Source organism: Dactylosporangium sp. CA-152071 (assembly GCF_050936335.1).
Taxonomy (GTDB): Bacteria; Actinomycetota; Actinomycetes; order Mycobacteriales; family Micromonosporaceae; genus Dactylosporangium; species Dactylosporangium maewongense.
Window position 1 is genome coordinate 1,505,870 of record NZ_JBNJMZ010000001.1, and the last position, 21,161, is coordinate 1,527,030.

The 21,161-nt window shown below is 68.5% G+C and carries 24 protein-coding genes and 1 pseudogene; 13 read left to right on the forward strand and 12 right to left on the reverse strand.

Features of this window, described 5'->3' with window-relative positions; all coding sequences use genetic code 11:
* Positions 1-103: 103 nt before the first annotated feature.
* Entirely contained in the window at positions 104-715 is a 612-nt protein-coding gene (locus ACQEVZ_RS06325; protein WP_433362528.1) for an NAD(P)-dependent oxidoreductase, read from the reverse strand.
* A gap of 102 nt (positions 716-817) precedes the next feature.
* On the opposite strand from ACQEVZ_RS06325, the gene ACQEVZ_RS06330 reads away from it, so the two are divergent.
* Together ACQEVZ_RS06330 and ACQEVZ_RS06335 are read left to right on the forward strand one after the other, a co-directional pair.
* On the forward strand, positions 818-1,111 hold the full coding sequence (locus ACQEVZ_RS06330) for a putative quinol monooxygenase (protein WP_433362531.1): 294 nt from the start codon (positions 818-820) through the stop codon (positions 1,109-1,111).
* A gap of 74 nt (positions 1,112-1,185) precedes the next feature.
* Positions 1,186-1,794 (forward strand): TetR/AcrR family transcriptional regulator, encoded by a 609-nt coding sequence (locus tag ACQEVZ_RS06335; protein ID WP_433362534.1) that lies wholly within the window; start codon positions 1,186-1,188, stop codon positions 1,792-1,794.
* 420 nt (positions 1,795-2,214) lie between these two features.
* Here the strand turns inward: ACQEVZ_RS06335 and ACQEVZ_RS06340 are convergent, their stop codons facing one another.
* Positions 2,215-3,336 (reverse strand): glycoside hydrolase family 19 protein, encoded by a 1,122-nt coding sequence (locus tag ACQEVZ_RS06340; RefSeq protein ID WP_433362537.1) that lies wholly within the window; start codon positions 3,334-3,336, stop codon positions 2,215-2,217.
* 185 nt (positions 3,337-3,521) lie between these two features.
* Here ACQEVZ_RS06340 and ACQEVZ_RS06345 point away from each other — a divergent pair, with 185 nt between their 5' ends.
* Entirely contained in the window at positions 3,522-3,836 is a 315-nt protein-coding gene (locus tag ACQEVZ_RS06345) for a twin-arginine translocation signal domain-containing protein (protein ID WP_433362540.1), read from the forward strand.
* Here ACQEVZ_RS06345 and ACQEVZ_RS06350 read toward each other — a convergent pair.
* Positions 3,792-4,231 (reverse strand): annotated as a pseudogene (locus ACQEVZ_RS06350) (DDE-type integrase/transposase/recombinase). The gene ACQEVZ_RS06345 and the pseudogene ACQEVZ_RS06350 overlap by 45 nt on opposite strands.
* A 33-nt stretch (positions 4,232-4,264) precedes the next feature.
* Here ACQEVZ_RS06350 and ACQEVZ_RS06355 point away from each other — a divergent pair.
* The 3 genes from ACQEVZ_RS06355 (at position 4,265) to ACQEVZ_RS06365 (ending at position 6,935) form a co-directional block, all read left to right on the forward strand.
* Positions 4,265-5,182 carry a HEAT repeat domain-containing protein gene (locus ACQEVZ_RS06355; RefSeq protein WP_433362543.1) on the forward strand — a complete coding sequence of 306 codons (918 nt, stop codon included), beginning with the start codon at positions 4,265-4,267 and terminating at the stop codon, positions 5,180-5,182.
* Between the two features lie 198 nt (positions 5,183-5,380).
* On the forward strand, positions 5,381-5,992 hold the full coding sequence (locus tag ACQEVZ_RS06360) for a DUF6193 family natural product biosynthesis protein (protein ID WP_433362546.1): 612 nt from the start codon (positions 5,381-5,383) through the stop codon (positions 5,990-5,992).
* A gap of 280 nt (positions 5,993-6,272) precedes the next feature.
* On the forward strand, positions 6,273-6,935 hold the full coding sequence (locus tag ACQEVZ_RS06365; RefSeq protein ID WP_433362549.1) for a hypothetical protein: 663 nt from the start codon (positions 6,273-6,275) through the stop codon (positions 6,933-6,935).
* Between the two features lie 189 nt (positions 6,936-7,124).
* Here ACQEVZ_RS06365 and ACQEVZ_RS06370 read toward each other — a convergent pair whose 3' ends face one another.
* The 4 genes from ACQEVZ_RS06370 to ACQEVZ_RS06385 all read right to left on the reverse strand — a co-directional run bounded on the left by ACQEVZ_RS06370 (position 7,125) and on the right by ACQEVZ_RS06385 (position 10,261).
* Positions 7,125-8,078: a DUF6928 family protein gene (locus tag ACQEVZ_RS06370; RefSeq protein WP_433362552.1), complete on the reverse strand. Its 954-nt coding sequence runs from the start codon at positions 8,076-8,078 to the stop codon at positions 7,125-7,127.
* 211 nt (positions 8,079-8,289) lie between these two features.
* Positions 8,290-8,502, reverse strand: a complete 213-nt coding sequence (locus ACQEVZ_RS06375; protein ID WP_433362555.1) for a hypothetical protein — start codon at positions 8,500-8,502, stop codon at positions 8,290-8,292.
* A gap of 407 nt (positions 8,503-8,909) precedes the next feature.
* The gene (locus ACQEVZ_RS06380) at positions 8,910-9,623 is read right to left on the reverse strand and encodes a DUF2625 family protein (protein WP_433362558.1); all 714 of its coding nucleotides are present in this window, start codon (positions 9,621-9,623) and stop codon (positions 8,910-8,912) included.
* Positions 9,624-9,808: 185 nt separating this feature from the next.
* Positions 9,809-10,261 (reverse strand): hypothetical protein, encoded by a 453-nt coding sequence (locus ACQEVZ_RS06385; RefSeq protein WP_433362561.1) that lies wholly within the window; start codon positions 10,259-10,261, stop codon positions 9,809-9,811.
* Positions 10,262-10,605: 344 nt separating this feature from the next.
* On the opposite strand from ACQEVZ_RS06385, the gene ACQEVZ_RS06390 reads away from it, so the two are divergent.
* The gene (locus ACQEVZ_RS06390) at positions 10,606-10,914 is read left to right on the forward strand and encodes a hypothetical protein (protein WP_433362565.1); all 309 of its coding nucleotides are present in this window, start codon (positions 10,606-10,608) and stop codon (positions 10,912-10,914) included.
* 4 nt (positions 10,915-10,918) lie between these two features.
* Here ACQEVZ_RS06390 and ACQEVZ_RS06395 read toward each other — a convergent pair whose 3' ends face one another.
* Both ACQEVZ_RS06395 and ACQEVZ_RS06400 read right to left on the reverse strand, forming a co-directional pair.
* Complete coding sequence (locus tag ACQEVZ_RS06395) at positions 10,919-13,132, reverse strand: LamG-like jellyroll fold domain-containing protein (protein ID WP_433376646.1); 2,214 nt, start codon at positions 13,130-13,132, stop codon at positions 10,919-10,921.
* A gap of 37 nt (positions 13,133-13,169) precedes the next feature.
* A complete protein-coding gene (locus ACQEVZ_RS06400; RefSeq protein WP_433362568.1) occupies positions 13,170-14,123 on the reverse strand; it encodes an aldo/keto reductase in 954 nt (317 codons plus the stop codon).
* A 125-nt stretch (positions 14,124-14,248) separates the two neighbouring features.
* On the opposite strand from ACQEVZ_RS06400, the gene ACQEVZ_RS06405 reads away from it, so the two are divergent.
* Positions 14,249-15,166 carry a helix-turn-helix transcriptional regulator gene (locus ACQEVZ_RS06405; RefSeq protein WP_433362571.1) on the forward strand — a complete coding sequence of 306 codons (918 nt, stop codon included), beginning with the start codon at positions 14,249-14,251 and terminating at the stop codon, positions 15,164-15,166.
* A gap of 326 nt (positions 15,167-15,492) precedes the next feature.
* On the opposite strand, the gene ACQEVZ_RS06410 is transcribed toward ACQEVZ_RS06405, so the two are convergent.
* Complete coding sequence (locus tag ACQEVZ_RS06410) at positions 15,493-16,428, reverse strand: hypothetical protein (protein WP_433362574.1); 936 nt, start codon at positions 16,426-16,428, stop codon at positions 15,493-15,495.
* Between the two features lie 223 nt (positions 16,429-16,651).
* Positions 16,652-17,449, reverse strand: coding sequence for an oxygenase MpaB family protein (locus ACQEVZ_RS06415; RefSeq protein WP_433362577.1), 798 nt, complete (start codon positions 17,447-17,449; stop codon positions 16,652-16,654).
* 20 nt (positions 17,450-17,469) lie between these two features.
* On the opposite strand from ACQEVZ_RS06415, the gene ACQEVZ_RS06420 reads away from it, so the two are divergent.
* From ACQEVZ_RS06420 to ACQEVZ_RS06435, 4 genes are all read left to right on the forward strand, one after another.
* Entirely contained in the window at positions 17,470-17,610 is a 141-nt protein-coding gene (locus tag ACQEVZ_RS06420; RefSeq protein ID WP_433362580.1) for a hypothetical protein, read from the forward strand.
* A 203-nt stretch (positions 17,611-17,813) separates the two neighbouring features.
* A complete protein-coding gene (locus ACQEVZ_RS06425) occupies positions 17,814-18,221 on the forward strand; it encodes an ATP-binding protein (protein WP_354894065.1) in 408 nt (135 codons plus the stop codon).
* Positions 18,222-18,477: 256 nt separating this feature from the next.
* A complete protein-coding gene (locus tag ACQEVZ_RS06430; protein WP_433362583.1) occupies positions 18,478-19,089 on the forward strand; it encodes a flavodoxin family protein in 612 nt (203 codons plus the stop codon).
* Positions 19,090-19,339: 250 nt separating this feature from the next.
* Complete coding sequence (locus tag ACQEVZ_RS06435; RefSeq protein WP_433362586.1) at positions 19,340-19,675, forward strand: STAS domain-containing protein; 336 nt, start codon at positions 19,340-19,342, stop codon at positions 19,673-19,675.
* A 481-nt stretch (positions 19,676-20,156) separates the two neighbouring features.
* Here ACQEVZ_RS06435 and ACQEVZ_RS06440 read toward each other — a convergent pair whose 3' ends face one another.
* Complete coding sequence (locus ACQEVZ_RS06440) at positions 20,157-20,300, reverse strand: hypothetical protein (protein ID WP_433362588.1); 144 nt, start codon at positions 20,298-20,300, stop codon at positions 20,157-20,159.
* Between ACQEVZ_RS06440 and ACQEVZ_RS06445 the strand changes: the two genes are divergently transcribed.
* Positions 20,299-21,039, forward strand: a complete 741-nt coding sequence (locus ACQEVZ_RS06445; protein WP_433362591.1) for an RNA polymerase sigma factor SigF — start codon at positions 20,299-20,301, stop codon at positions 21,037-21,039. The two genes, ACQEVZ_RS06440 and ACQEVZ_RS06445, sit on opposite strands and share 2 nt — an antisense overlap.
* The last annotated feature ends 122 nt before the right edge of the window (positions 21,040-21,161 follow it).

A 21,161-nucleotide genomic window follows, 5' to 3' on the forward strand; every position in this document is an offset into this window, starting at 1 on the left:
GCGGATGAACTCGTCGTCGCGGCGGGGCGTCGCATGACAGATGAGTGCATCGGCCCGCCGTGGCGCGTGCGGGCCTGGCGGCCAGGCGGGCGTCGGCATCGTCTTACGAGGTGATGGTGACGGATTGGCGTATGTGCGCGTTGTCGCGTAGCTCGGTGAGGATGAATTCCGCGAGGTCGGCGCGGGAGACCTTGGCGGTAAAGGAAAGTTGGAGGTCGACGCCGGTGCGGTAGCGGCCGGTGCGGGGTCCGTTGGTGAGTACCGGTGCGCGCACGATGGTCCAGTCGGCGTTGCTGTCCCGCAGCAGCGCCTCCATGTGTTCCTTGTCGCGAAGAACGGCCCGTTCGAGCAGCCACGACACGGCGACGTACGCGGTGCGGCGGCGGCTGTCCGCAACCCCGTAGTTGCTCAGGACGATGAGGCGACGGGGCATGTTGCCGGCTACGGCGGAGAGCACCGTGCGGATGCCGTCGGTGCAGACGTCGCCATCTTGCCGCCGCCTGCCCAACGTGCTGATGACCGCGTCGGCGCCCTCAAGCGTTTCGGCCACCGCCGCCGGATCGCGTACGTCGCCGCCGACGACGCGAAGCCCGGCGCGTGGACGGAGTCGGGCCGGGTCGCGGGCGAGTGTGCAGACCTCGTGGTCGCCTCGCAGCGCGTGGTCGACGACGACCCGGCCGGCGCGGCCCGTCGCGCCGAAGACCGCCAATCGCATGGGTGCTCCCATCACCAGAAGATCAACTTATCCGGCACGCATGTGCCGTTTAACTGCTACAGTGCCCCGGAGATAGCGAGACGTCAACCCTGGAGGCCAGCCATGCTGATCGTTGCCGGAACCGGCTACGTCGATCCCGAACGCCGAGGCGTACTCCTCGAAAGCCTCGCCCCGGTCCTTCGTCACGTCCGAACCACGCCGGGATGCCTCGACTACGTGGTCGCGGCCGACCCGATCGAGCCGGACCGGGTCAACATCTACGAACGGTGGGAGTCCGAGGCGCACCTCACCACGCACCTGGCCGGCATCGCACAGTCGGCGCCCGCGGTGCCTGACGTGCGCAGCGTGGAGGTCGTGTGGTACGAAATCAGCGGGTCCCGGCCACTGCACGGCTGAACGAACCTGAATCCGTGCCGGCATCGCCGAACGCGCGACGGGATGTCGGCGCGGCACAGCCTACGATCACAGCGATGCCACCATCGGACCGCAACCCGGATGCCACCCACCTCGACGCGATCGCGGAGCCGTCCAGGCCCCAGCGCGCCGACGGCAGACGCAATCAGGCACGAGTCCTGGAGGTGGCCTTCGACGCCTTCGCGGCGCACGGTGTCTCGGTCTCGATCCGCGAGATCGCCCGCCGGGCCGGTGTCAGCACCGGCACCGTCACCCGGCACTACCCCACCAAGGAGGCGCTGTTCCTGGCGGTCGCACTGCACCGGATCAAGCAACTCGTCCACAGCGCGGAAGAAATCGCCGCCCGGGAACACCCGACAACAGCGTTCTTCTCCTTCTTCGCGCACCTGGTGCGCCAGAGCGCCGCCGATCACGCCGTCGGTGATGCCCTCATCGGCGCCGGCGTCGACCTCGAGACCGCAGCGTCCACGGCCATCCGCGACTTCAACGCGGCCCTGACGGGTCTCCTCACCCGAGCTCAACAGGCCGGAGCGGTCCGTGGCGACGCCGACAACGCCGACGTCAAAGCCCTCATCGCCGGCTGCATCGCCCGCACCGGCGATGCGACCGCCCAACAACGCATGATCGAGATTGCCTGCGACGGACTTCGACCCGGTCCGATCTAGACGATTACGGGCATCGGCCTCAGCGACACAGCGTCCGCTCATCGGTACGTGCGAGCAGCGCGGCCGCGGTTCGACGCGCCGGACCGCCGCCACGAAGCATGACAATCTCCATGTCGGCAGCCGCGCGGGACCTGCCATGGGCGGGCACGTGACCTTGAGGAGGTATGTCACCTCGAACTGCCCGGCGTTTGAATGAGCCGAACGTCATCGTGCATGTCGCGACAACCCTGGCTCCGGAACAGGACATCGGCATCGTTGATGCGATCCATGCCCCGCCGTCTGCGCCTTCGGCGAACGGACGCCGGAACACACGCGTCCTGCACCGGGTCGAGCCGGCCCGGCGCGTGCTTCGTCGCCGATGCGACGGACCGGTCGCGCCGCGGGCGTGACCGGTCCGTCCGATGACAGTGCTCGTCCCCGTCAGCAGTAGAGGTTGCCGCCCGCGGGCACGCCCAGGATGCCGACGAACTGGTTGTAGAGGTTGACCCGGCTCTGCACCTGCGCCGGGTTGCCGCCATTGCACTCGATGCTGTTGATGGCCCGGATGGTGGTGCCGAAGCCCTGCCCGTTCACCATCGCGTTGTGCGACGTGGTGCCCGCGCCGCCGGTGCCGGTCATCCAGTACCACAGGCCGGTCTGCCACGAGATCGACGAGTTCGTGGCCACCAGGTCTGGGTTGTTGAGCAGGTTGACGCCGAGCGCGTCGCCGGCCGCCTTGTAGTTGAAGTTCCAGCTCAGCTGGATCGGGCCGCGGCCGTGGTACGCCGACTGCCCGGCCGGGCAGCCGTAGGGCTGGCTCCAGTCGCAGTAGTGCGGCCAGTTGGCGGTGTTGATCTCGTTGATGTAGACGAGCCCGCCGGTCTCGTGGCCGACGTTGGCCAGGAAGGCCGCGGCCTCCTGCTTGCGGACCGTGTCGCTGCCGGTGGTGGCGAACGCGGGGTACTTCTTCATGGCATCGGTCAGCCCGGCGTACGTGTAGAACGAGTTCCGGCTCGGGAACATCTGGCTGAACTGGGCCTCGCTGACCACGAACCCGCTCGTACCGCCGCCGCCACCACCGCCGGGGACGTTCCACTTCTGGTTGGCGCCACCGCCGCAGTCCCAGATCTGCAGCGGAGTACCGTCGGCGGAGCTCACGCCGGTGGCGTCGAGGCACTTGTTGGCCTGGGGGTTGACGATGTCGCGGGCCGCGTTGGCGACCCACTGCTGGGCGCCGGTGCCGTTGCAGTCCCAGAGCTGGACCTTGGCCCCGTTGGCCGTGGAGCCACCAGAGACGTCCAGGCACTTGCCGAGGGCCCGGATGGTGCCGTCGGTGCCCACGGTCCAGCTCTGCGCGTTGGTGCCGTTGCACGTCCACAGCTGTACCTGGGTGCCGTTCGCGCTGTTGGCCGACGCGACGTCGACACACTTGCCGCCGTAGCCGGTGATCGCACCCGTGCCCGCGGCGGATGCGGCGCCCGGGACGAGGATGACGGTGCCGAGCACGGCGGTGGCGGCCGCGACGAGAACCCGGCGTAGGTACCCAGATCGTCGTCTGTCCATGAGGCTGCTCCTGAGGGGTGCTGGTGGGACATGGACCTGGATCGAATTGGCGGACTTTTTTCATATCGCAAACTTGGCTTACTGTAAAGAGTCCTTCCTTTTGCGTGCGTCCCTGAACCGACGGCCGGTGACGGCTGGACGGCTCCGGCCGGTAAACGATCCGGCCGCTGTGGCAACAGAAGGGTGTGATCTCATCCAACCTGCTGTCCGCGCGGCTGAGTCGGCGCCAGTTCGTCGGTGGCGCGGCAGTCGCCGGCATGGCGCTGGCCGCCGGCTGCGCCCATGAAGATGACGACACCTACGGCGCCGGTGTGTTCGCGGGCGGGCCGGCGGAGCACTTCGCGTTGCCGACAGCCAAGCTGTCCGAGGCGCTGCGGATCCTTGCCTGGAGCCATTTCGGGCGCCGTTGCGTTGTGGGATCGACGGACGCGCTCAAAACCCCCGCCCGCGTCTGGTCACAAGGTCAAATCGCCAGGGCGAGCCGTCTTGTCCGTTCGTAGTCCGCGCATCGGTCTCAACCGGCGTTTCAGCTGGCTGCGATCAGCCTCGATCGGACTGTTGGCATACCGTTCGACGTGGTGCCACGCCTGCGGAATCAGCTCAACCCAGCACGCCGGGGTAGACCGCGGCGACGTCAGTGACACCTTGGTGGGCTTGACCTTCAACGTCGACAGCACCCGCCGGAAGAACCGCCGGGCCCGTCGGCATCGCGGCGCGCCGACACCAACACGTCGATGACCTGCCCGTACTGATCGACCGCCCGGTACACGTACCGCCACACCCCGTTGACCCTGACGTACGTCTCATCGACATGCCACCCGTCACCGGGTGAATGGCGGCCGGCCGTGACGGACACGTTGCGAAGAGGGTGCCCGGCCAGGCGGCCAGCGCGCACTCATGGCCGATGAGCGCGCGCGGGATCTTGCTGGTGACCCTGATCGCTGCCGTCGCCGGCTCGGAGTGCGATCGTGCGGATGGCATGATCGGCGTTAACGCTTCACATGTGGCGACGATCCTTCGTCGGAGCATTCGGGAGGGGGTGCAGATGACGCTCGCTGAGGTGTTTCGTCATGTCGAGACGTTGGACGGTGACCCGTGGCCGTCAGTGCGTGAGCTGGCCATGAGCGGAGACCGCTCGCTGATCCCGCCCGTTCAGGCCGCGCTGGAACGGTATCTCGACGAGGACGACTGGTACGGCCGGGACTTCATGGTCTACATCCTGGCCGGCCTTCGCGGGGTTGCCGCCTTCCCGCTGCTGCTGCGTGCCTTCGCCCGTCCCTTGCGGGGTAACGACCTCGACAATTTCTGCGCATGGCTGGCCGACATCATGGAGACGGACCCGGCGGCGTGCCGTCCCACCATTATGTCGTTCATCGCTACCGGCCATCGCGACCTGCGCAGTGCCGGGCTGTGGGCCCTCGGCTATGTCATCCAGCCCAGCGACGTGGAACTGCTGCGGCAGGCGCTGGCCGACCCCGACGCAAGGATCCGTCAAGATGCGCTTGGCGCCCTGTCGAGCCTCAAAGGTGACCGACGAGCCTACGAGCTGGTGCTGTCCGCCCTGCACGACCCGGACGCCTGGACCCGGCAATCCGCGGTCCTGCATCTGCGCTGGTTCGCCGACGCAGCTGCCGTCGAGCACCTGGCACGGCTGATCCAGGATCCTGACGTGAGTGTCCGGTCAGCACTGGGCGAGACGATCGGCAACCTGGCTGTCGGCACTGATCGCTCGGCGGTGGCGGCCGATGCCCTGCTGTCGTTGCTCGCCGACACCTCGCCGCAGGTACGCGCCGGAGCAGCCCGCGGTCTCGGCGTGCTGGGAGTGCCGCGACCCGCTGCGACCTGACGGCCCGCTGCGCACGGCACACAGGTCGTCGACGGTTGCGCGGCAAGCCGCCGAATCGATGTCGTCCGGCAAGGGGCAGACCCTACTGGCACGTCCACGGCCCCCGGTCAATCAAGGTCGACTGCACGGATCTGCCGCTGGTCGGGCGCCCGTGTCTCGTTCCGGCCCCGCGGGCTGGCGCGTGGATACCGTAAGCATGTGACGTTTGTTGAGGAGTTGCGTCGTCGTGCCGAGCGGTCTGGGGCGCCGCTGCCAGGGCTCGGCGATGGTCGGGACCGCTATGGGCCTGTTGCCGCGATCCTGTTCACGGCAGGCGGCTTCATCAGCGTCCGCCGGCGCAGCAGCGGTACAACTCTGGTGACGATCTGGGACCACCGCGGTGAGCTTGCGGCTTGGGGGCACGCACCCGGTGTGGACGACGTCGTCAACTCGCTGCGGGCTTGGCAGGACGACCTGCCGTTGCGGGATCTGTGCAGCAACGTGGCGCGGTACCTCCAGGCCGGCGATGCTCAGGCCGCGACCGAAACATTGTGGGGCGTGCTGACCGATAACGGTGAACCATTCCTGCACGCGATCGTCACGGCGGCCGCGGCGAATAGGACACTGCGAGCGCTGCGACCGTGGGTCAGCCATGGCACCCTGCATCTGCTGCACGCAGCCGATTCCGTTCATGGTGTACGCCGTGGCCTGGCGTTCCACCCGACGGGCGAGGACACCTTCAGGGTGCACGTCTACGACGGCCCGACTGGACCCGTCGAGGACGCCGCAACCGCCGCGACAACGGCAGCCGCAACAGCTGCCACCTGGTGACGAGCAAACTACCTACACGGCCGTCGACGAGCCGACGCGAGAGTGCGGGTTGGTCAGGCGCCCGCACATGCCGCCGATCGCGCGCTGCGGCTCATCAGTAGTCGTGACGCTCCGTACCTCCCGCTGGAGCCTGCGTGCCCTCGGGCCCGTGCACGCTCGTGCCGATGTGCGCGCATTCGATGTGAAAGCATGGCGACCTGTTTCGAGGAGGTCTCCGCCCGTGTGGTGGCATGCTGACGCATACCGGACAAACGGTCTCAGGCCGTCGGTGGACCCTGTCGTGTCGGGCTGGATCGACGCGCTGGAACGCGAGTGGGGTCTTCATGTGCCGCTCGCTGTGCGGGAGTGGTACTCGATACAGGGAGCAGTGGAATGGCTCGCGCGCCACAGCGACAACATCCTGGTCAGCGCCGCCAGACTCGGTGACCCGATCGACGGCCTCGACTACCTTGACGGCGGCCGGCTCGTCACCGAGACCGACTCGCAGTGCTGCTGGCGCTGGGTGGTGCGGCTCCGACCGCCACGGTACGACGGCGAACCGCTCTTTGACCTACCAGAAGCACCGCCGATCACCGTCGACGAAGACCCACCAGTCTGGATCATCGACCCCGACCGTCATGATCCGTTCGAGAAGCTGTACGCCGACCACTTTTCCAACTATGTTCTGACGTCAGTCTGGACGGCCCAGGCGTTCGGCAAGGACTCCTTCTTCACGGACGACGATCGCTTGCCAAGACAGGCACTCGATACGCTGCGACAGCGCTACCTCGAACTTCCCACGACATACGCCTGGGCCGGCAACCAACCATGCGACGCGGTGTACCGGTTCACCGGCCCCGCCCGCATCATGATCGCGGTCCGGGGCGAGACCGCCCTGTACACCTTCATGGCCACGGACAGCCAGCAGGAGCTTGCCAAGATCCGAGCCGTCCTCGACCTGTGAGGCCGGCCGCCATCGAACATCCGGACATGCCGCTGACCGTGCGCGCCCAGCCGGTCTCCGCTCGTCACAGCTGGTGACCAATATTCCGCATTGGATCGCACCGTGATCTGGCCGATAGGCGTGCGAGCTGGCAGTTCTTTGGTTGAGTCGGTTTCGCCGGGCATCTCCGGAGTCGGTCGGCTCGGCTGGCTACAGCCAGATCTGCTCCCAGTGGCGGTCGCCCCAACCGTCCTGGTTCACGAGGTAACCGCGGAAGATCTCGGCGACTTCACCAAGCGTGTCGACTTCACATCTGAAGTGAAGATCCGGGCTGCCCTCGCGCCGTTCGACCCAGAACACTCCGGCCGGGATCTCAAATCGACCCCCGACTGCCGCCTGCAGGTAGTTCTCGCCGCCCATGTCGACGATCAGATAATCGAGCCCGCTACCGAGCCGGCGGACCTGCGACTCGACATCGAGGGCCGACGGTTGCGCGATCGGGCGGCCGTGCGATCGCTCCAGCGTCAGCCTCGGTACGCCCAACCGGAAGCCGGCCAGCGGCACCCGGTAAAGATCGGGCATCTCCTCCAGCGGCATGCCCTCGATAACGAACCCGCACAAGGCCGCCAGCGCGTCCTCACCGAGATCCAAAGGATGAAACGGCAACGGATAGGGCTCGGCGTCATCGGCGTCATCGTCGACCGGATGCCGCCCAGCCCAGTAGGCCTGCTCGAACGGCAGTCGGTCACCGCGATCCTCGACGATGCCGTCATCAGGGCTCAAGCACACCGCTCGTTCGAGCGTTCCGTCTGCGCCCCAAACCGCGAAGCCGAGAAAATCCGAGACGCTATGCATCGAATGCAGGATCACGCGCCGACCCGCCCCCTCGGCCAGCCAACCCGGCCGTAGATCGCCAGGCCTTATCTCGCCCAGGTCGGCTGCGCAAATGACGGTGAGACCCCGGAACACTCCGACGTACAGCAGGCCGGCCGTCGGGTTGATGTTCCGCCCCAGGTTGCCGTCCTCCACCGCAACCACATCGCGCCCGGGAAACAACCGCGCCACCAGCGCCTCGGCCGCCGCGCGATCCAGCTCGGCCGCATCGTGCAGCGCCTGACCCACATCGCCTTCGGCGTACAGCAGCAGCGCTGTCTTGGCACCCACGTCCGGACACGCTACGGCAACGGCCCCGGACCCAATGCCTCCGTCGGCCAGACAGTCAGCTCGGGACTGGCCGCCCTCGGCAGACCACCTCCGTACATCACGATGACAGCGGTCTTCGGGCCGCGAGGCAGGGGCGTACCAAGATCTGGTGCGCGCGCTCATGCCGCCGATCCGCGCGGGCGGCCGTCATGTGGCTTGCGCTCAGCAGTGGTTACAGACGCAGTACTGCCGGTCGCGCGTCGAGTCGCCCGTACGTCAAGATTCGTGCCAGGTACTCGAAGATTCGTGCCAGGTACTCGCGGAAAGTCGCGAGCGTCTGCGGATCTGCTGCCAGTTTGACGATGATCTCGGCGTCTTCCAGGCCGAGGTCGGCGAGTGCGTCTTCGCTGACGACGACGCGCATTCGGTCGCCGTCGATGCTCAATTCGCGGATGCACCCGTATGCGGCTCCTTGGCACTCGGTGCTCAAACAGTAGGTGTCCATGCCCAACCTGGACGTCCTGGGCACCGGGAGGCTCATCGCCGGCTTGGAAGATCAGGGCGCGGCCGGTGCCGTCGTCTCGTTCCCCGACGGCGGCAACCAAGCAGTCCTCCTCATCGACGCCAGCCACGGACGCAACGAACTCGATCGGCATGGCGCCGTTCCTACCACAGCCGGGCCGAGACACCTACGACGAGATGAGCAGGACGTCCGCACATGCCGCGACTGGTGCGCGTCGGTAGAACCGTGCTGGTCACCACCACTGACGGGAGCGGTGACGCTGAGGCTTGCCGTCCTGGTGGTGAGCGCCTGTCGCGCAGGTTGACGCCGGGTCGTCGGGGGCCGGTTGCTCAGTCGACGCGGATGTGCAACGCCGTGGCGTCTGGTTCCTCGGCAAATCGCGCGGCGAACTCGTCCTGCAGCGAGAACAATTCGGCCATCGGGGCCGGACCACGGGTGGTTGCGGCGAGGTTCTCGTGCGCTTCGCGGGACCACAGGAATGGGTAGACCGTGAGGCCGTGCGACAGCGGCAGCGCGCGGGTTTCCGCCTGCCAGTCCGTCCACCGCAACGACGCGTAGAACTGCGCTGTGCCGCCCTCGGCGATCCATGACAGCCAGGCGCCGTGACCTGCGCCGAGGGGCTCCCATGTCAGCGTGTCAGGGCCGAAGTAGCACACCTCGCCGGCGTCTCCGGGACGACCGAGCGCCGCTGGATCGGCGCCGTTGACCTCGAACCTCCCGCCGAGGACGTCATGACCCACCACGAGCGAAGCGGGCGGCCGACCATCGCCGGGCAAGTCGTTGGCTTGCGCCAATGACGGCAGGCCAGCCTCATCGCCGCCGCCAAGCACCCTCAGCCAGCCGTCATCCACGAGCAACCCACCTGTGTGCAACGCCAAAGCGCCGAGCCGCGACCGGGCAGAAACCTGCAGCCGGTACAAGCAGTCCCGGCCGGCCCCAGCAGGAACCGACAGAATGGTGACTTGCGGATTGGACAGTAGCTCCGCCTCCAGCGTCGGCCACGCCGGATCGGGCGTCGCCATCAGCTCTTCCGCACTGCGCATCCGATCATCATGCCGTGCGCGATGCACCAACGCGGTGAGCGGTCAACCATAGGATCTTGACGTCCGCACATGCCGCCGAGGGTGAACGCGAGTTGACCGCGTCCGTTACGCCGCGTGATGAGGTCACGCGGCGACCGGCGCGCTGAACTGCTTGATTTGCGCGCACCCGACCAGATTGGTCAGCCCTACGGGCACACCTTGAGCAGCACGGAGGTCAGGGCCGGCGCGGCCGTCTGGATCTGGGCGATGTTCGCCTGGCCGGTGCCGAACTGCTTGAGCTGACCCAGGAACTGCGACACTGCCGATCTCAACTCCGGGTCACTGACCTGGCCCGCCACCGGCTCGAGCTTGCCGGCCCACTCGGTGGCAAGCTTCCGGGCGTCCGCGAGTGCCGCGGCGCCGCCGGCTGAGTCACCGCTCTGGGCGGCCTGCCCAGCCTTCTGCAGCGCGGCGATGACCTTGTCGAAGTACTGCACCTGCAACGCCTTGATCGGCTCGCAAGCGGCCTCCCCACCCGCCACCGACGGCGACGCCGCTGCAGTCGTGGCCGCCGCGGACGCCCCCGCATCGGTCGCCCCGCCCTCGTCCGCACACCCTGCGCCCAGTGCCAGCACCGCCGCGGCAACCCCTGCAACCATGAAAATCCGCACCGCTTCGTACCTCCCCGTTGTCATCGAAGCGGCGCGAGCATATAGGGCTCGGTTCGTCGCCCTGCGACGAGGGCAAGGTCGGTGAAACCTGGCTACGTCAGCCCACGCGTCCCTGCGCCTGGCAGGACACATCCCTCCATCACCGCTCCCTCCAACGATTGGCGAGCGTGACCCCCAAGCACCAACACCATGATCGAATGTGCGGAATTGCCGCGATCAGCTCGCCAACTGACAGCCCCGCGCCCTGACCCAGTGCACAGTGGACCACCCTTGCCGACCAGGAGGGCGACCTCTTCGATGTCGGCAGCTCGTCCGACCAGTACTCTTCGGCGGTGCCGAGACTCAAGGTGCTGCTGGTGGTCACGTCGGTGGTCGTCGTCGCCGCGATGGCCACCGGCGTGCTGCTGCGCCACCACCGCGAACGGTTCAAGGCCGGTGACTGCGTCCAGCTCGTGCGCTTGGCGGTGGTCAGCTGCGATGACGGCGACGCCGACCATGTCGTCCTCGGCGTCGAGGACATCGAGGACGACAAGGCAGGCCGGATCCCCTGCGGTGCCTGGCCGCAGACCAACACGGACCTGCGTATGGACGGGCCGGGCGGACGTCCGATACGAGTGTGCATGAAGAGCCTGCCGAGGTAGGACCTCAAACCGGCTGCCAAGGGATCGCGTGGCGGTCCTCGTCGGGCCTGAGTTGATCGACGGGCGCCGCTGCACAGCCACCTGCCCACATCTGCCGCCGACAGTGCGCGGCTCGCGACGTCAGGTTGCCGTCGCTGTTGTACGTGTACGACGTGTTGTCCGCCGGCCCGGTGATGCTCAACGGCAGGCCACGGTCGTCGTAGCTGATCGTGTTCGTGCCACCCGGCACCGACAGCGACGTGATCCGGCCTGCGTCGTCGTACCCGAACGTCCGCGCCGCCGTCGGCACGGCGGTGCCGCTACCGGTCTGCCCGGTCACCTGGCCCAGGTCGTCGTAGGCGTAGTCGATCTGAACGCCGGACTGCAGTTGCTGGGAGGTCAGCCGCCCGCCGAGGTCGTACACGTTCGTCGCCTTGCGGTCCGCCAACGCCGTGTGCGCGGTCGTGGACGGCTCGATCTGCGACTCGGGCAGACCCCACGTGTTGTACGTGCTCCAGAACTTGTTGCCGCGCCCGTCGGTGAACCGGGTCCGGTTGCCCGCGGCGTCGTACCCGAATGACGTGTTGGTCGACAGCGTCGACGTCACCGGCTGCGACTCGCCCACGATCTGGTCGAGCGGGTTGTACGTGAACGTCGTCGTGTGCCCACGCGCGTCCGTCGCCGTGACCAGGTTGCCGTTGTTGTCGTACGACGCCGAACGCGTCGTCAGCACCGCGTTCGCCGCGTCGAGCTGCGACGCCTGCACCACCCACCCGGCGCCGTCATACACCGTGCTGGTCTTCGTGTTGTCCGGGTTCGTGACGAGGACCGGCCGGCCGAGACCGTCGTAGGCGGTACTGGTGACGTTGCCGGCACCGTCCTTCTGCGTCAGCACCTCACCGAGGGTGTTGTACGTCATCTCCGCCGCCACACCACCCGGCGACATGACCTTCCGCAGCCACGGACCGGCCGCCGGCTCCTCGTCCCCGTACACGCCGGTGCCGTAGTCATACGTGGTCGTGTTCGACACCGGCGACGGCTGCCGCACCACCTGCGTGCTGGTCAGCTTCCGGCCCAGGTAGTCGTACGTCGCGGTGATCTTCGCACCGGTCGGGGCGACCGCCTCGAGGAGATCACCGACCGCGTCGTACTGCGCCGTGGTGATCTTCCCGGTCGGCCCGGTCACCTTCGTGACGTTGCCGAGCGTGTCGTACTCGTACGACGTCGTCTTGTTCCGCGGATCCGTCGCCGACGTCGTGCGGCCCAGCTTGTCGTACACGACCGTGCTGCTGGCATCGACGATCGGCGCCCCGCCCGGCGGCGTGTACGACAGCAGGATCGTCTTCCACACCCGACCAGCCGCGTCGTACCGCGCCTGCGTGACATTGCCGAGCGGATCCTGGTGCTCGACGGGCTCACCGAAGGCGTTGTAGCCGATGGTCGTCGTCGGTCGGACCTGCACCGCTGTCGTGTTGTACACCTCGGTGCTCACCGACGGGGCGATGGTCTTGGTGAGGCTGCCGGCGGCGTCGTACTCGTAGTCGGTGGTGTTGCCGTTCGGGTCGAGCACCGCGGTCGTCAGGCCACGGTTGTCGAGGGTGTACGTCGTCTTGAGCTCGCCGGTCGCGGCGGTGTCGGTGCCGGAGCGTCCGGTGTTGTAGAGCCGCTGCACCTCCTGGTCGGACAGCGCCCGCTGGTACATCTGGACGTTGTCGATGGAACCGTTGAAGTGGTCCGAGGCGACCGTTGTCGTCACGCCGCCGATGGTCGTGCCGGTGGCCGACTCGAACGGGGTCGGGTTGGTGCTGTCGGTGCCGCGCACGTTGTTGACGTACAGCGACTGCCGCTTGGTGTTGGCGTCGAACACCCCGACCAGATGCACCCACGTGTTCGCCGCGAGCGCGTTGGAGGATGTCGCAGCGTAGTACTGGCTGGGGCTCGCGACGTCAGCGTTGGGCGAGAGGAACGTCCACTTGCCGTAGCTCTGGTGGTACTGCAGCCCACCGAACCGGCACCACCAACCACAGCCCAGGCCGCTCCCGCACCCGGCTCCTCCACGGCACGCATCCCCAGTGATGGCGTCCAGGTCGTGGACTGGCCAAATCAGCAGTTCGACGACCCGACGGCGCCTCGTGAGCAGCCGCTTGACGCAACTGAACCGACAGGCACCTGGTTCCGCGAGTCGACGCAGCCGAGCGGGGGACGGGCCGAAGACGACCCGACCCCTGTGCCGGCTCAGCGAAGCGCCTTCTCCACACGGGCGGAGAGAGTGCTTGCTACATCTCGTGCTCCCACCAGCCGCGCGTGTCGACGTCCGCGGCGTCCGCCAGCGCCTCCAGCTCCGCGATCTCCTCGTCGGCGAGCTCGAGGCCGCGAGCTCGGACCAACCCGTCGATGTAACTCGCCTTCGTGACGCCGATGATCGGGGTGGTCCCCTTGGCGATGGCCCAGGCGGTGGCGACGTCGGCGGCGGACGCGCCCCGGGCCCCGCCGATCGCCCGCATCCTGTCCGTCAGCGCCTGGAGTTTGGGCAGGATGCCGTTGTACGCGGCCGCCCGGTTACTGCCCGCGGGCAGCGGATGGGCTGGGCCGTACCTGCCGGTCAGCGATCCCTGCTCGAGGACCATGTAGGCAAAGAACCGCACGTCGTGCTCGCGGCAGTGATCGAGAATGCCCGCGCGCTCGGAGCCGCGGTACAGGAGACTGTAGTGGTTCTGGACCGCCTCCACGCGAAAGCCGGCCTCGCCGAGGATCTGGTCGGCGAGAGCGATCTCCTTCATGTTGTGGTTCGAGACGCCGACATGCTTGATCTTGCCGCTCCGCAGCAGCGGAATCAGCGGCGGCGTCCAGCGGGCCACGTCGGCGGGGTTGTGGATCCAGTACAGATCCACATAGTCCGTGCCCAATCGTTCGAGGCTCTGTTCCAGCATCTCCGCGACCGGATCGTCGCCGTCGCCCGCGGCCTGCGGGGTGAACTTCGTCGACAGCTGGTACTCGCTGCGGGCGTAGCCCTTCAGCGCCTGAGCGAGGACCGTCTCCGAGTGACCCATGCCGTACACCACCGCGGTGTCCCACAAGGTGAACCCGTTCGCTTGCGCCTTCTCGACGGCCTCGCGCAGGCCGGACGCGGTCAGCTGGCTGCCGAAGTAGCCGTCGCCCGCCTCGCCGCTGTCTCCCCAGGCCCACGTGCCCAGCGCCACCGCCGGCGCTGTCAGCGTCTTGCTCGTCATGTCCCCTACCTCCGTTACGCGTTCGGTCCCAGAAGACCGCGATCGCCGGTACCGGAGAAGGTCGCGTTTGTGGGGGTACAACCTCTACCCCCCTCGCGCCGTGACCGGCGGATACGGTGACGGACATGGACCAGCAGCCCGGAAACCGCGGCGAGATCCGGGACTTCCTCGCCGGCCGACGCGCCAAGATCACCCCGGCACAGGCCGGGCTGCCGACCAGCGCCCGTCGCCGGGTCGCCGGGCTGCGGCGCGAGGAGGTCGCCGTCCTCGCCGGCGTGAGCACAGAGTGGTACACGCGGCTGGAAAAGGGTCACATCGCCGGCGTGTCCGACGACGTCCTCGACGCGGTCGCCCGCGCCCTGCGGCTGGACGACGACGAACGCACCTACCTGTTCGACCTGGCCCAGTCATCGCGGGCCGGGAGTCGCACGCCATCGCGTCGCCGGGACGTCGAGGTCCCGCCCCGAGTCCAGTGGCTGCTTGACTCCATGACGATGTCCTCGGCGTTCGTGCGCAGCGGCCGCACGGACGTCATAGCCAGCAACCCCCTGGCCCGAGCCCTGTACGCACCGATGTTCGACAGCGCCACCATCGACAAGCGCGGCCGCCCCAACATCGCCCGCTTCATCTTCCTCGACCCTGGCGCACACGACTTCTTCGTCGACTGGGACGCCGCCGGCAACGCCACCGCCGCTCTGCTGCGCGCCGAGGCCGCTCGCGAGCCCCGCGACCGGGCGCTGCGCGACCTCATCGGCGAGCTGTCCACCCTCAGCCCCGAGTTCCGCGACCAATGGGCCGCGCACGACGTCCTGATCCGCCACGACGGCATCAAACGACTCCAGCACCCCGAGGTCGGCCACCTGGAACTGGCCTTCCAGCACCTCGACCTACCCCTGTCCAGCCGAGCCGTGCACAACCTGATCATCTACACCGCCGAACCCGGCACCGCGTCCGAAGACCGACTCAAACTCCTCGCCAGCTGGTCAGCCACCCCATCTCGGGCGGCAGGCCCTCTTCATCAGAGCGGCGCTCCGACCTCATGAGCTACAGCGACAAACAACAACAAACACCGCCGATCCCGTACGGCGATGGACAACCCACCCAGGACTGCTGATCCTCGACCAGTCACGGGAGAGCTCCCACTACTTGAGCCCAGACCAGGGAATCACGTGACCGCCGACAGCGTGCGGCGGCTCGATCGGCGGTTGCGTCGACTCTGAACGCAGAGATCCCCCGGGCTGGGCTGCTGAACCTTGTCGGTCCGTTGCAAGTCTCGGTGACGCCGAATCTGTGCGGGCACCGCGTTCCACGTGCACGCCTCGGGTCACGGCGGGGCCGGGTGGGATCACCCTGCGTAGCAGCACTCAGGTCACTGGATCAACCGCTGCCACCAATTCGCGATCCCATCGGTCTGGTAGTTGAGCCACCAGATCCACGGAAGTTGCTCCGACAGCTCTCGGACAGCCGGCATCGGCAGTTCACTCAACACCTTCCGCAACTCCGGCGGCACGGCCTCGTCGGTGAGATTGAGCCAGGCGATCACACCACCGAGCCGGATCTCCAGCGGCGAAGCGCGATCCGACCAGTTCGCCCGCGACCATGCCAGCGCCTCTGGAACCTGGTCCAGTTCCCTGAGGTGTTGCGCAATACAGATGACAAGAATCATCCTCACCGACGCAACGGTCTCGGCCGTAAGTCGTAACCGCAGGATCTCGACCAGGTCCCCATCGACCGGCAACGCGGTGACCAACACGTAGGCCGCGCGACCTCGGACGTCGGGATCGTCGTCGTCCAGCAACTCAACCAGCAGATCCGTGTCGCGCCCGACCATCATCCGCGCGGCCTCAACCGCCCAGTTCTCCAGATAGCCACTGGAATCGTAGACCGGCATCGGCTGCATCACCCAAAGCATCGACGGCCGCATCTCCATGTTGAGGGTAAACACGCGGGCCAGGTCACCAACGAGTTGCAGCGCGTCAGCCCGCGATTGAGCAGACGTATCCGCCGCGGCACGGATCAACATCGGCACGACGAAGGCACCCGACGCGCTCGTGTTGCCATCACTGCAGACTGTCCATCCAAGATCGACGAGCGCCTCAGCCATGGTGGCGGGGCTGCTACCCCGCAGACCTTCGATGGCATCACGAACCCTGGACGGCAGCAGCCCGTTGTCATGCAACGTCTCCCACACCGGGTCGTCCGCGCCCACCGGACCGGCCGGGACACCCGCCACGAGCGTCCGCACGTCGAACTGGGTCAGCCACGGCAGATCCAGTTCATCAGGCACCCAATCGCCCTGCGCCACCCGTCATCCCTTCGCCGACCATGACAGCCGCCAGTTGCATGCCGCAGGCTAGCCTCAACCCCAGCCGCCGGCGCGCTGCATCCTCCGATGCCGGCGGCATGGCCCCGCCGATCTCTGGCCGGTATCGCGTCACGGACCGTCCCGTCGACGCGCCGCGGACCACAACCCGCGACCTGACGTCCCACCGCGCCGGCCGGAAGCCGGTCGCCAACGGCCTGCACTCCTACGCCGGCGTCTGGTCGGCCAGGCGGCGCCGGGTTCGCGGGGTGGTAGGCGTCGCCCGGGGCGGCAGAAGGCGCACCACCCAGCGGCGGGCGAGCAGGGCCGCGTGCACAGCGGCCCGCACGGGCCGGGGCGGCGGGCGCAGGCCCACGGCGGCTCGGGTGCCCGGGGCCAGCAGGGCGGCCACGACCGGGCGGACCAGCGGGCGCAGCCACGGCCGGACCCGGGACCTCGCCATCGCCAGCGTGCGTTGGCTACACAGCTGACCGGCCTCGCTGAAGGCGAAGCCGGCCTCGGCCCGCTCCAGCTCGCGGGCCAGCTCGTCCGGTGAACGGGGCAGGGCGCGCACGCCCATCCGCCGGCCGAGCTCCGCGTAGAACACGGCCAGCGCGGTGCGCTCGCCCGGGGTGAGCGGCCGCCAGCCGAAGCGGTCCAGCCAGCGGGTCAGCGTCACCGCCAGGGCGGCGAGCGCGAACGCGTTGTGCTCGGCGGTCGCCGGGGTACCGCGGTGGCTGCGGTTGACCCATCGCAGGATCTCCCGGCCCCGCGGGGAGTCCAGGCCGTGCTCGACGAGGTCGCCGAAGGTCAGCGACGTGATCTCGGCCCGTTCCAGCAGGGCGTCGGTGTGGCCGACCGCGGCGGCGACGGGCGGGTTGGCGTACAGGTGCCAGATCATCAGGCGTCCGGCCATGCGCACATCCCACGGGAACTCGTGGAACATGAGCAGACGGACGATCTCAGCGTGGTCGCGCACCGGGTCGAGGCCGGCGACGCGGTCTCGTAGGTGGTAGCGGCGCACACCGCCAAGATAGCCACGGGATGCTACTGCTCTTCGTGAGCGCGATCGCGGTGACGGTGACGTCGGCCTTCTGGCTCTCCACGGTGACGGTGGAGCTGCATCCAAAGCGCCGTCGCGGCGCCACCCGCAACATCTGCTACTGGTCACCCTGCTCGTTGTGACCCGCATATTCGGCGTACCCGTTCATCTTGAGTTTATGCACCGACGTTGACTTCCTGCGTGGTGGCGCGCGGGCAACGCGCTGCGCTGAGCAAACGCGCTCATCCGGTCGGTCGGACCGGCTTTGTCCACACGGATCGTTCGTCGGATAGCCGCACCTGATTCGGGTAACGGATGGACGAGGGGGCGTGGTGAGGAGGCGACGATGGTTGAGGAGCACGGGCGGGAGGCCCGGTGGAGTCCCGCGCGCTGCGACGATGTCGCTGTGTCCGCGGAGGCCCGCGCCTGGCTGAGGCGCGTTGTCCCGGGCCTGCTCGACGGACCGCTCCGGCCGTGCCTGCTCGACGATGCCGAGCTGCTGCTCGGTGAGCTCACGGCCAACGCGTTGCAGCACGCCGGTGGTGTCGAGCGGGTGGCGGTCTGCTGCACCGGCAGGGTGCTGCACATCGTCGTGCATGACCCGGCGCCGGTGCGGCCGTGGCGCCCGCCTGCCGCCGACGCGGTCAGTGAGCGCGGCCGCGGCACTGTGCTGTTCGGGCGGCTGGCCGTCGACTGGGGTGTGTCGACCGGCCCGGACGATGGCAAGGACGTGTGGCTCGACATTCCGCTGTGACCTCGCAAGTACTGCGCAGGACGGGGTGCGGCGCATCGCCGGCATGGCGGTCTGGGAATGAACATGTCGCAGGCTCAGGCGTCCACGGCAGACGCTGCCGGACGGCGGGCTGGACTCTGGCGCCGGCTGGCCGGGCACTCCCTCGGCCTGGTCTTCGGCGCGGCTCACCGGAGTCCAGGCCAGTCGGCGCTTCGCAGCTCGACCGGTATCAAAGGCGGAAGGTTCGACGCCGGTAGTGCAGGGTACGGACGGGATCATGTCGTCGTTGCGTGCCCTGGTCCTGGTCTGTTCGCTGAAGAAGTCTCCGGCCCCGTCGAGTTCGGAGCTACTCGGCCGTGAGGTCCTGGCCGCGCTCGCCGATCACGATGTCGACGGCGAGGTGATCCGGGTCGTTGACCACGACGTCCGGTTCGGCGTCTCGACCGATGAAGGCGGCGGCGACGCCTGGCCGCGGATCCGCGCGAAGCTGCTCGACGCGCAGATCCTGGTGATCGGCACGCCGATCTGGATGGGACAGCCCGCGTCGGTGTGCAAGGTGGTCCTCGAGCGGCTCGACGCCGAACTGTCCGAGACCGACGAGCAGGGCAGACTACTCACCTACGGCAAGGTCGCAACGGTCGCGGTGGTGGGCAACGAGGACGGCGCACACCACGTGACCGCCGAGGTGTTCCAGGCCCTCAACGACGTCGGCTTCACGATCCCGGCGGCCGGCGGCACGTACTGGGTCGGTGAGGCCATGCAGAAGGTGGACTACGCCGACGCCGGCCCGAAGCCGGACACGACCGGTGCGGCGACGAAGACCCTCGCCGCCAACGCCGCCCACCTCGCGCGGCTGCTGGCCGCCCAGCCGTACCAGCCGTCCACCTGACGCACCGCACCTGCCTGCAGGCTCAACTCGCTGGTACCGGTGACCCTCAAGAAACGCGTACTGCGTGGTGGTGAAGGAGCGTGACCGTACCGCTCGATCGACCGCGGTGACGCGAGACGCCTGACGCGTGGTGACGGCCGGCCCTGAACACCGTCACCACGCGACGCGCTCAAGTCCCGCAGCGATCCAGGCGGCCGCCGGACGTGGGAGCTACGATGTGCCGTCCGCCATTGGCCGTTGGGAGCCCGTCATGCAGCTGTCCGTGGCTTCTCCGGCAGGATCGCCGACCGTGGTGGCGGTGACCGGTGAGCTCGACGTCGCCACCAGCCCCGAACTACGCCAGTTCCTGCACGCCCGTCTGGACGACGGTGCGACGGCGCTGACCGTTGATCTGACCGGTGTGGGTTTCCTGGACTCCACCACGCTGAGCGTCTTCGTCGGCGTGCACAAGCGTTTACAGGACGAGGCCGGCGGGCGGCTGGCGCTCGTCGTCCCGCACGAGCGGCTGCTGCGGGTCTTCCGGATGACCGCCCTCGATCGTGTCTTCACCATCGTGGACGCGTTGCCCGGCGGCGCCGGGGCATGAGCTGCCTCCGGAGGTCACAGGACCGGTTGCCGCCGGGGAAACGGTCAGGCGTCAGGGCATAGCCGGTGAGGCGACGCTAGCGCTGCCCGGTGCCACATCCGGCGGAGTTGCGGCCGGTGCGGTGTCCGTGCCGCGCCGGTTGTTGATGAGGTCGGCAGCCGCAGCTTCGAGTTGGTCGAGGGTCGGATTGGTCCGCAGCTGGCGGGCGTGCGCGGTGAGCTGCTCGTACCGCTCACGTCCGGCCCGAGGCCCAGCACGTACCCGACGGCAAGTCCCGCCGCGAACGTCACCACCCGCCCGGCGACCTGCCGGAGTGGACCCGGCTCCCGGCGTTGGTCCTGCCCGCTGCCCGGGCCGGCGGGCGGTGCTCAGGTGGGCCAGGAGCCGGTGGTGCGGCGCACCGCGACCGCCCCGCCCCGGTCGACGGCCGCCCCGAGTAGCAACCCGACCGGCTTGTACGCCAGCTTGCCCACGATGCCGCTCACCGCCGCCCCCGCACGCCCATCGCGACCACTGCCACGGCGACGGTGACCGCGGCGCTCAGCACCGCGGCGGGGATCGGCCGGCGCAGCCGCCGCCACACCTGCGAGTCGCGGACCGCGACCACGACCGCCCCGCTCGTCATGTCGCTGCTGTCCCTGCTCGCCGACCTGCCCGCGGGCAGCCCGGATCGGTCCCGCATCAGGGGCCGGATCGTCGAGCTGTACCTGCCCCTCGCGCGCTACCTCACCCAGCGGTTCCGCAACCACGGCGAACCCTTCGACGACCTCGTCCAGGTCGCCGGCGTCGGACTGGTCAAGTCCGTCGACGGGTTCGACCCCTCCCGCGGGGTCGGGTTCACCGCCTACGCCATCCCCACGATCACCGGCGAGCTCAAACGGCACTTCCGGGACCGCTGCTGGGACATGCGGGTCCCGCGCCGCACCCAGGAGATCCGGCTGCGGATCGGCCGCGTCAGCGAGGAACTCACCCAGTCCCTCGGCCGGTCCCCGACGGTCGCTGACCTCGCCGACCGGCTCGGCTGCAGCGAGGAAGACGTCATCGAAGGCCTCGACGCCGCCCACGCGTACCGCACCCTGTCCCTGGACGCCCCAGCCGGCGGCGACTGCGACGGCGAGTACACCGACCTCGGCGCCTACATCGGCGGCGCCGACCCCGGCATCGAGCAGGTCGAGGCCCGCGAGGCGCTGAAGCCGCTGCTGGCCGCCCTTCCGGAGCGGGAGCGGGTCATCGTCACCATGCGGTTCTTCGGTAGCTGCAGCCAATCGCAGATCGCCGCCGAGCTCGGGATCTCCCAGATGCACGTCTCCCGGCTACTGCGCAGCACCCTCGACACGCTGCGGACTCACCTTCTGGCCGGCTGAACCCGGACGTTGACCGGCAGCGTGCCCTGGCGTGGCGCTGGTTGATCGACCGGGTGCGCGTACAGTTGCGCCGGCTCGAAACTGCCGCGCCGCGCGGGCGGCGATCACAGCAGGGCTCTCTC

What these genes read in the sequence shown, in the direction of transcription:
- ACQEVZ_RS06325 (WP_433362528.1), bottom strand. Translation starts at nt 715, where the DNA reads ATGCGATTGGCGGTCTTCGGCGCGACGGGCCGCGCCGGCCGGGTCGTC.
- ACQEVZ_RS06330 (WP_433362531.1), top strand. Translation starts at nt 818, where the DNA reads ATGCTGATCGTTGCCGGAACCGGCTACGTCGATCCCGAACGCCGAGGC.
- ACQEVZ_RS06335 (WP_433362534.1), top strand. Translation starts at nt 1,186, where the DNA reads ATGCCACCATCGGACCGCAACCCGGATGCCACCCACCTCGACGCGATC.
- ACQEVZ_RS06340 (WP_433362537.1), bottom strand. Translation starts at nt 3,336, where the DNA reads ATGGACAGACGACGATCTGGGTACCTACGCCGGGTTCTCGTCGCGGCC.
- ACQEVZ_RS06380 (WP_433362558.1), bottom strand. Translation starts at nt 9,623, where the DNA reads ATGCGCAGTGCGGAAGAGCTGATGGCGACGCCCGATCCGGCGTGGCCG.
- ACQEVZ_RS06385 (WP_433362561.1), bottom strand. Translation starts at nt 10,261, where the DNA reads ATGGTTGCAGGGGTTGCCGCGGCGGTGCTGGCACTGGGCGCAGGGTGT.
- ACQEVZ_RS06400 (WP_433362568.1), bottom strand. Translation starts at nt 14,123, where the DNA reads ATGACGAGCAAGACGCTGACAGCGCCGGCGGTGGCGCTGGGCACGTGG.
- ACQEVZ_RS06405 (WP_433362571.1), top strand. Translation starts at nt 14,249, where the DNA reads ATGGACCAGCAGCCCGGAAACCGCGGCGAGATCCGGGACTTCCTCGCC.
- ACQEVZ_RS06420 (WP_433362580.1), top strand. Translation starts at nt 17,470, where the DNA reads ATGCTACTGCTCTTCGTGAGCGCGATCGCGGTGACGGTGACGTCGGCC.
- ACQEVZ_RS06425 (WP_354894065.1), top strand. Translation starts at nt 17,814, where the DNA reads ATGGTTGAGGAGCACGGGCGGGAGGCCCGGTGGAGTCCCGCGCGCTGC.
- ACQEVZ_RS06430 (WP_433362583.1), top strand. Translation starts at nt 18,478, where the DNA reads ATGTCGTCGTTGCGTGCCCTGGTCCTGGTCTGTTCGCTGAAGAAGTCT.
- ACQEVZ_RS06435 (WP_433362586.1), top strand. Translation starts at nt 19,340, where the DNA reads ATGCAGCTGTCCGTGGCTTCTCCGGCAGGATCGCCGACCGTGGTGGCG.
- ACQEVZ_RS06445 (WP_433362591.1), top strand. Translation starts at nt 20,299, where the DNA reads ATGTCGCTGCTGTCCCTGCTCGCCGACCTGCCCGCGGGCAGCCCGGAT.
- ACQEVZ_RS06440 (WP_433362588.1), bottom strand. Translation starts at nt 20,300, where the DNA reads ATGACGAGCGGGGCGGTCGTGGTCGCGGTCCGCGACTCGCAGGTGTGG.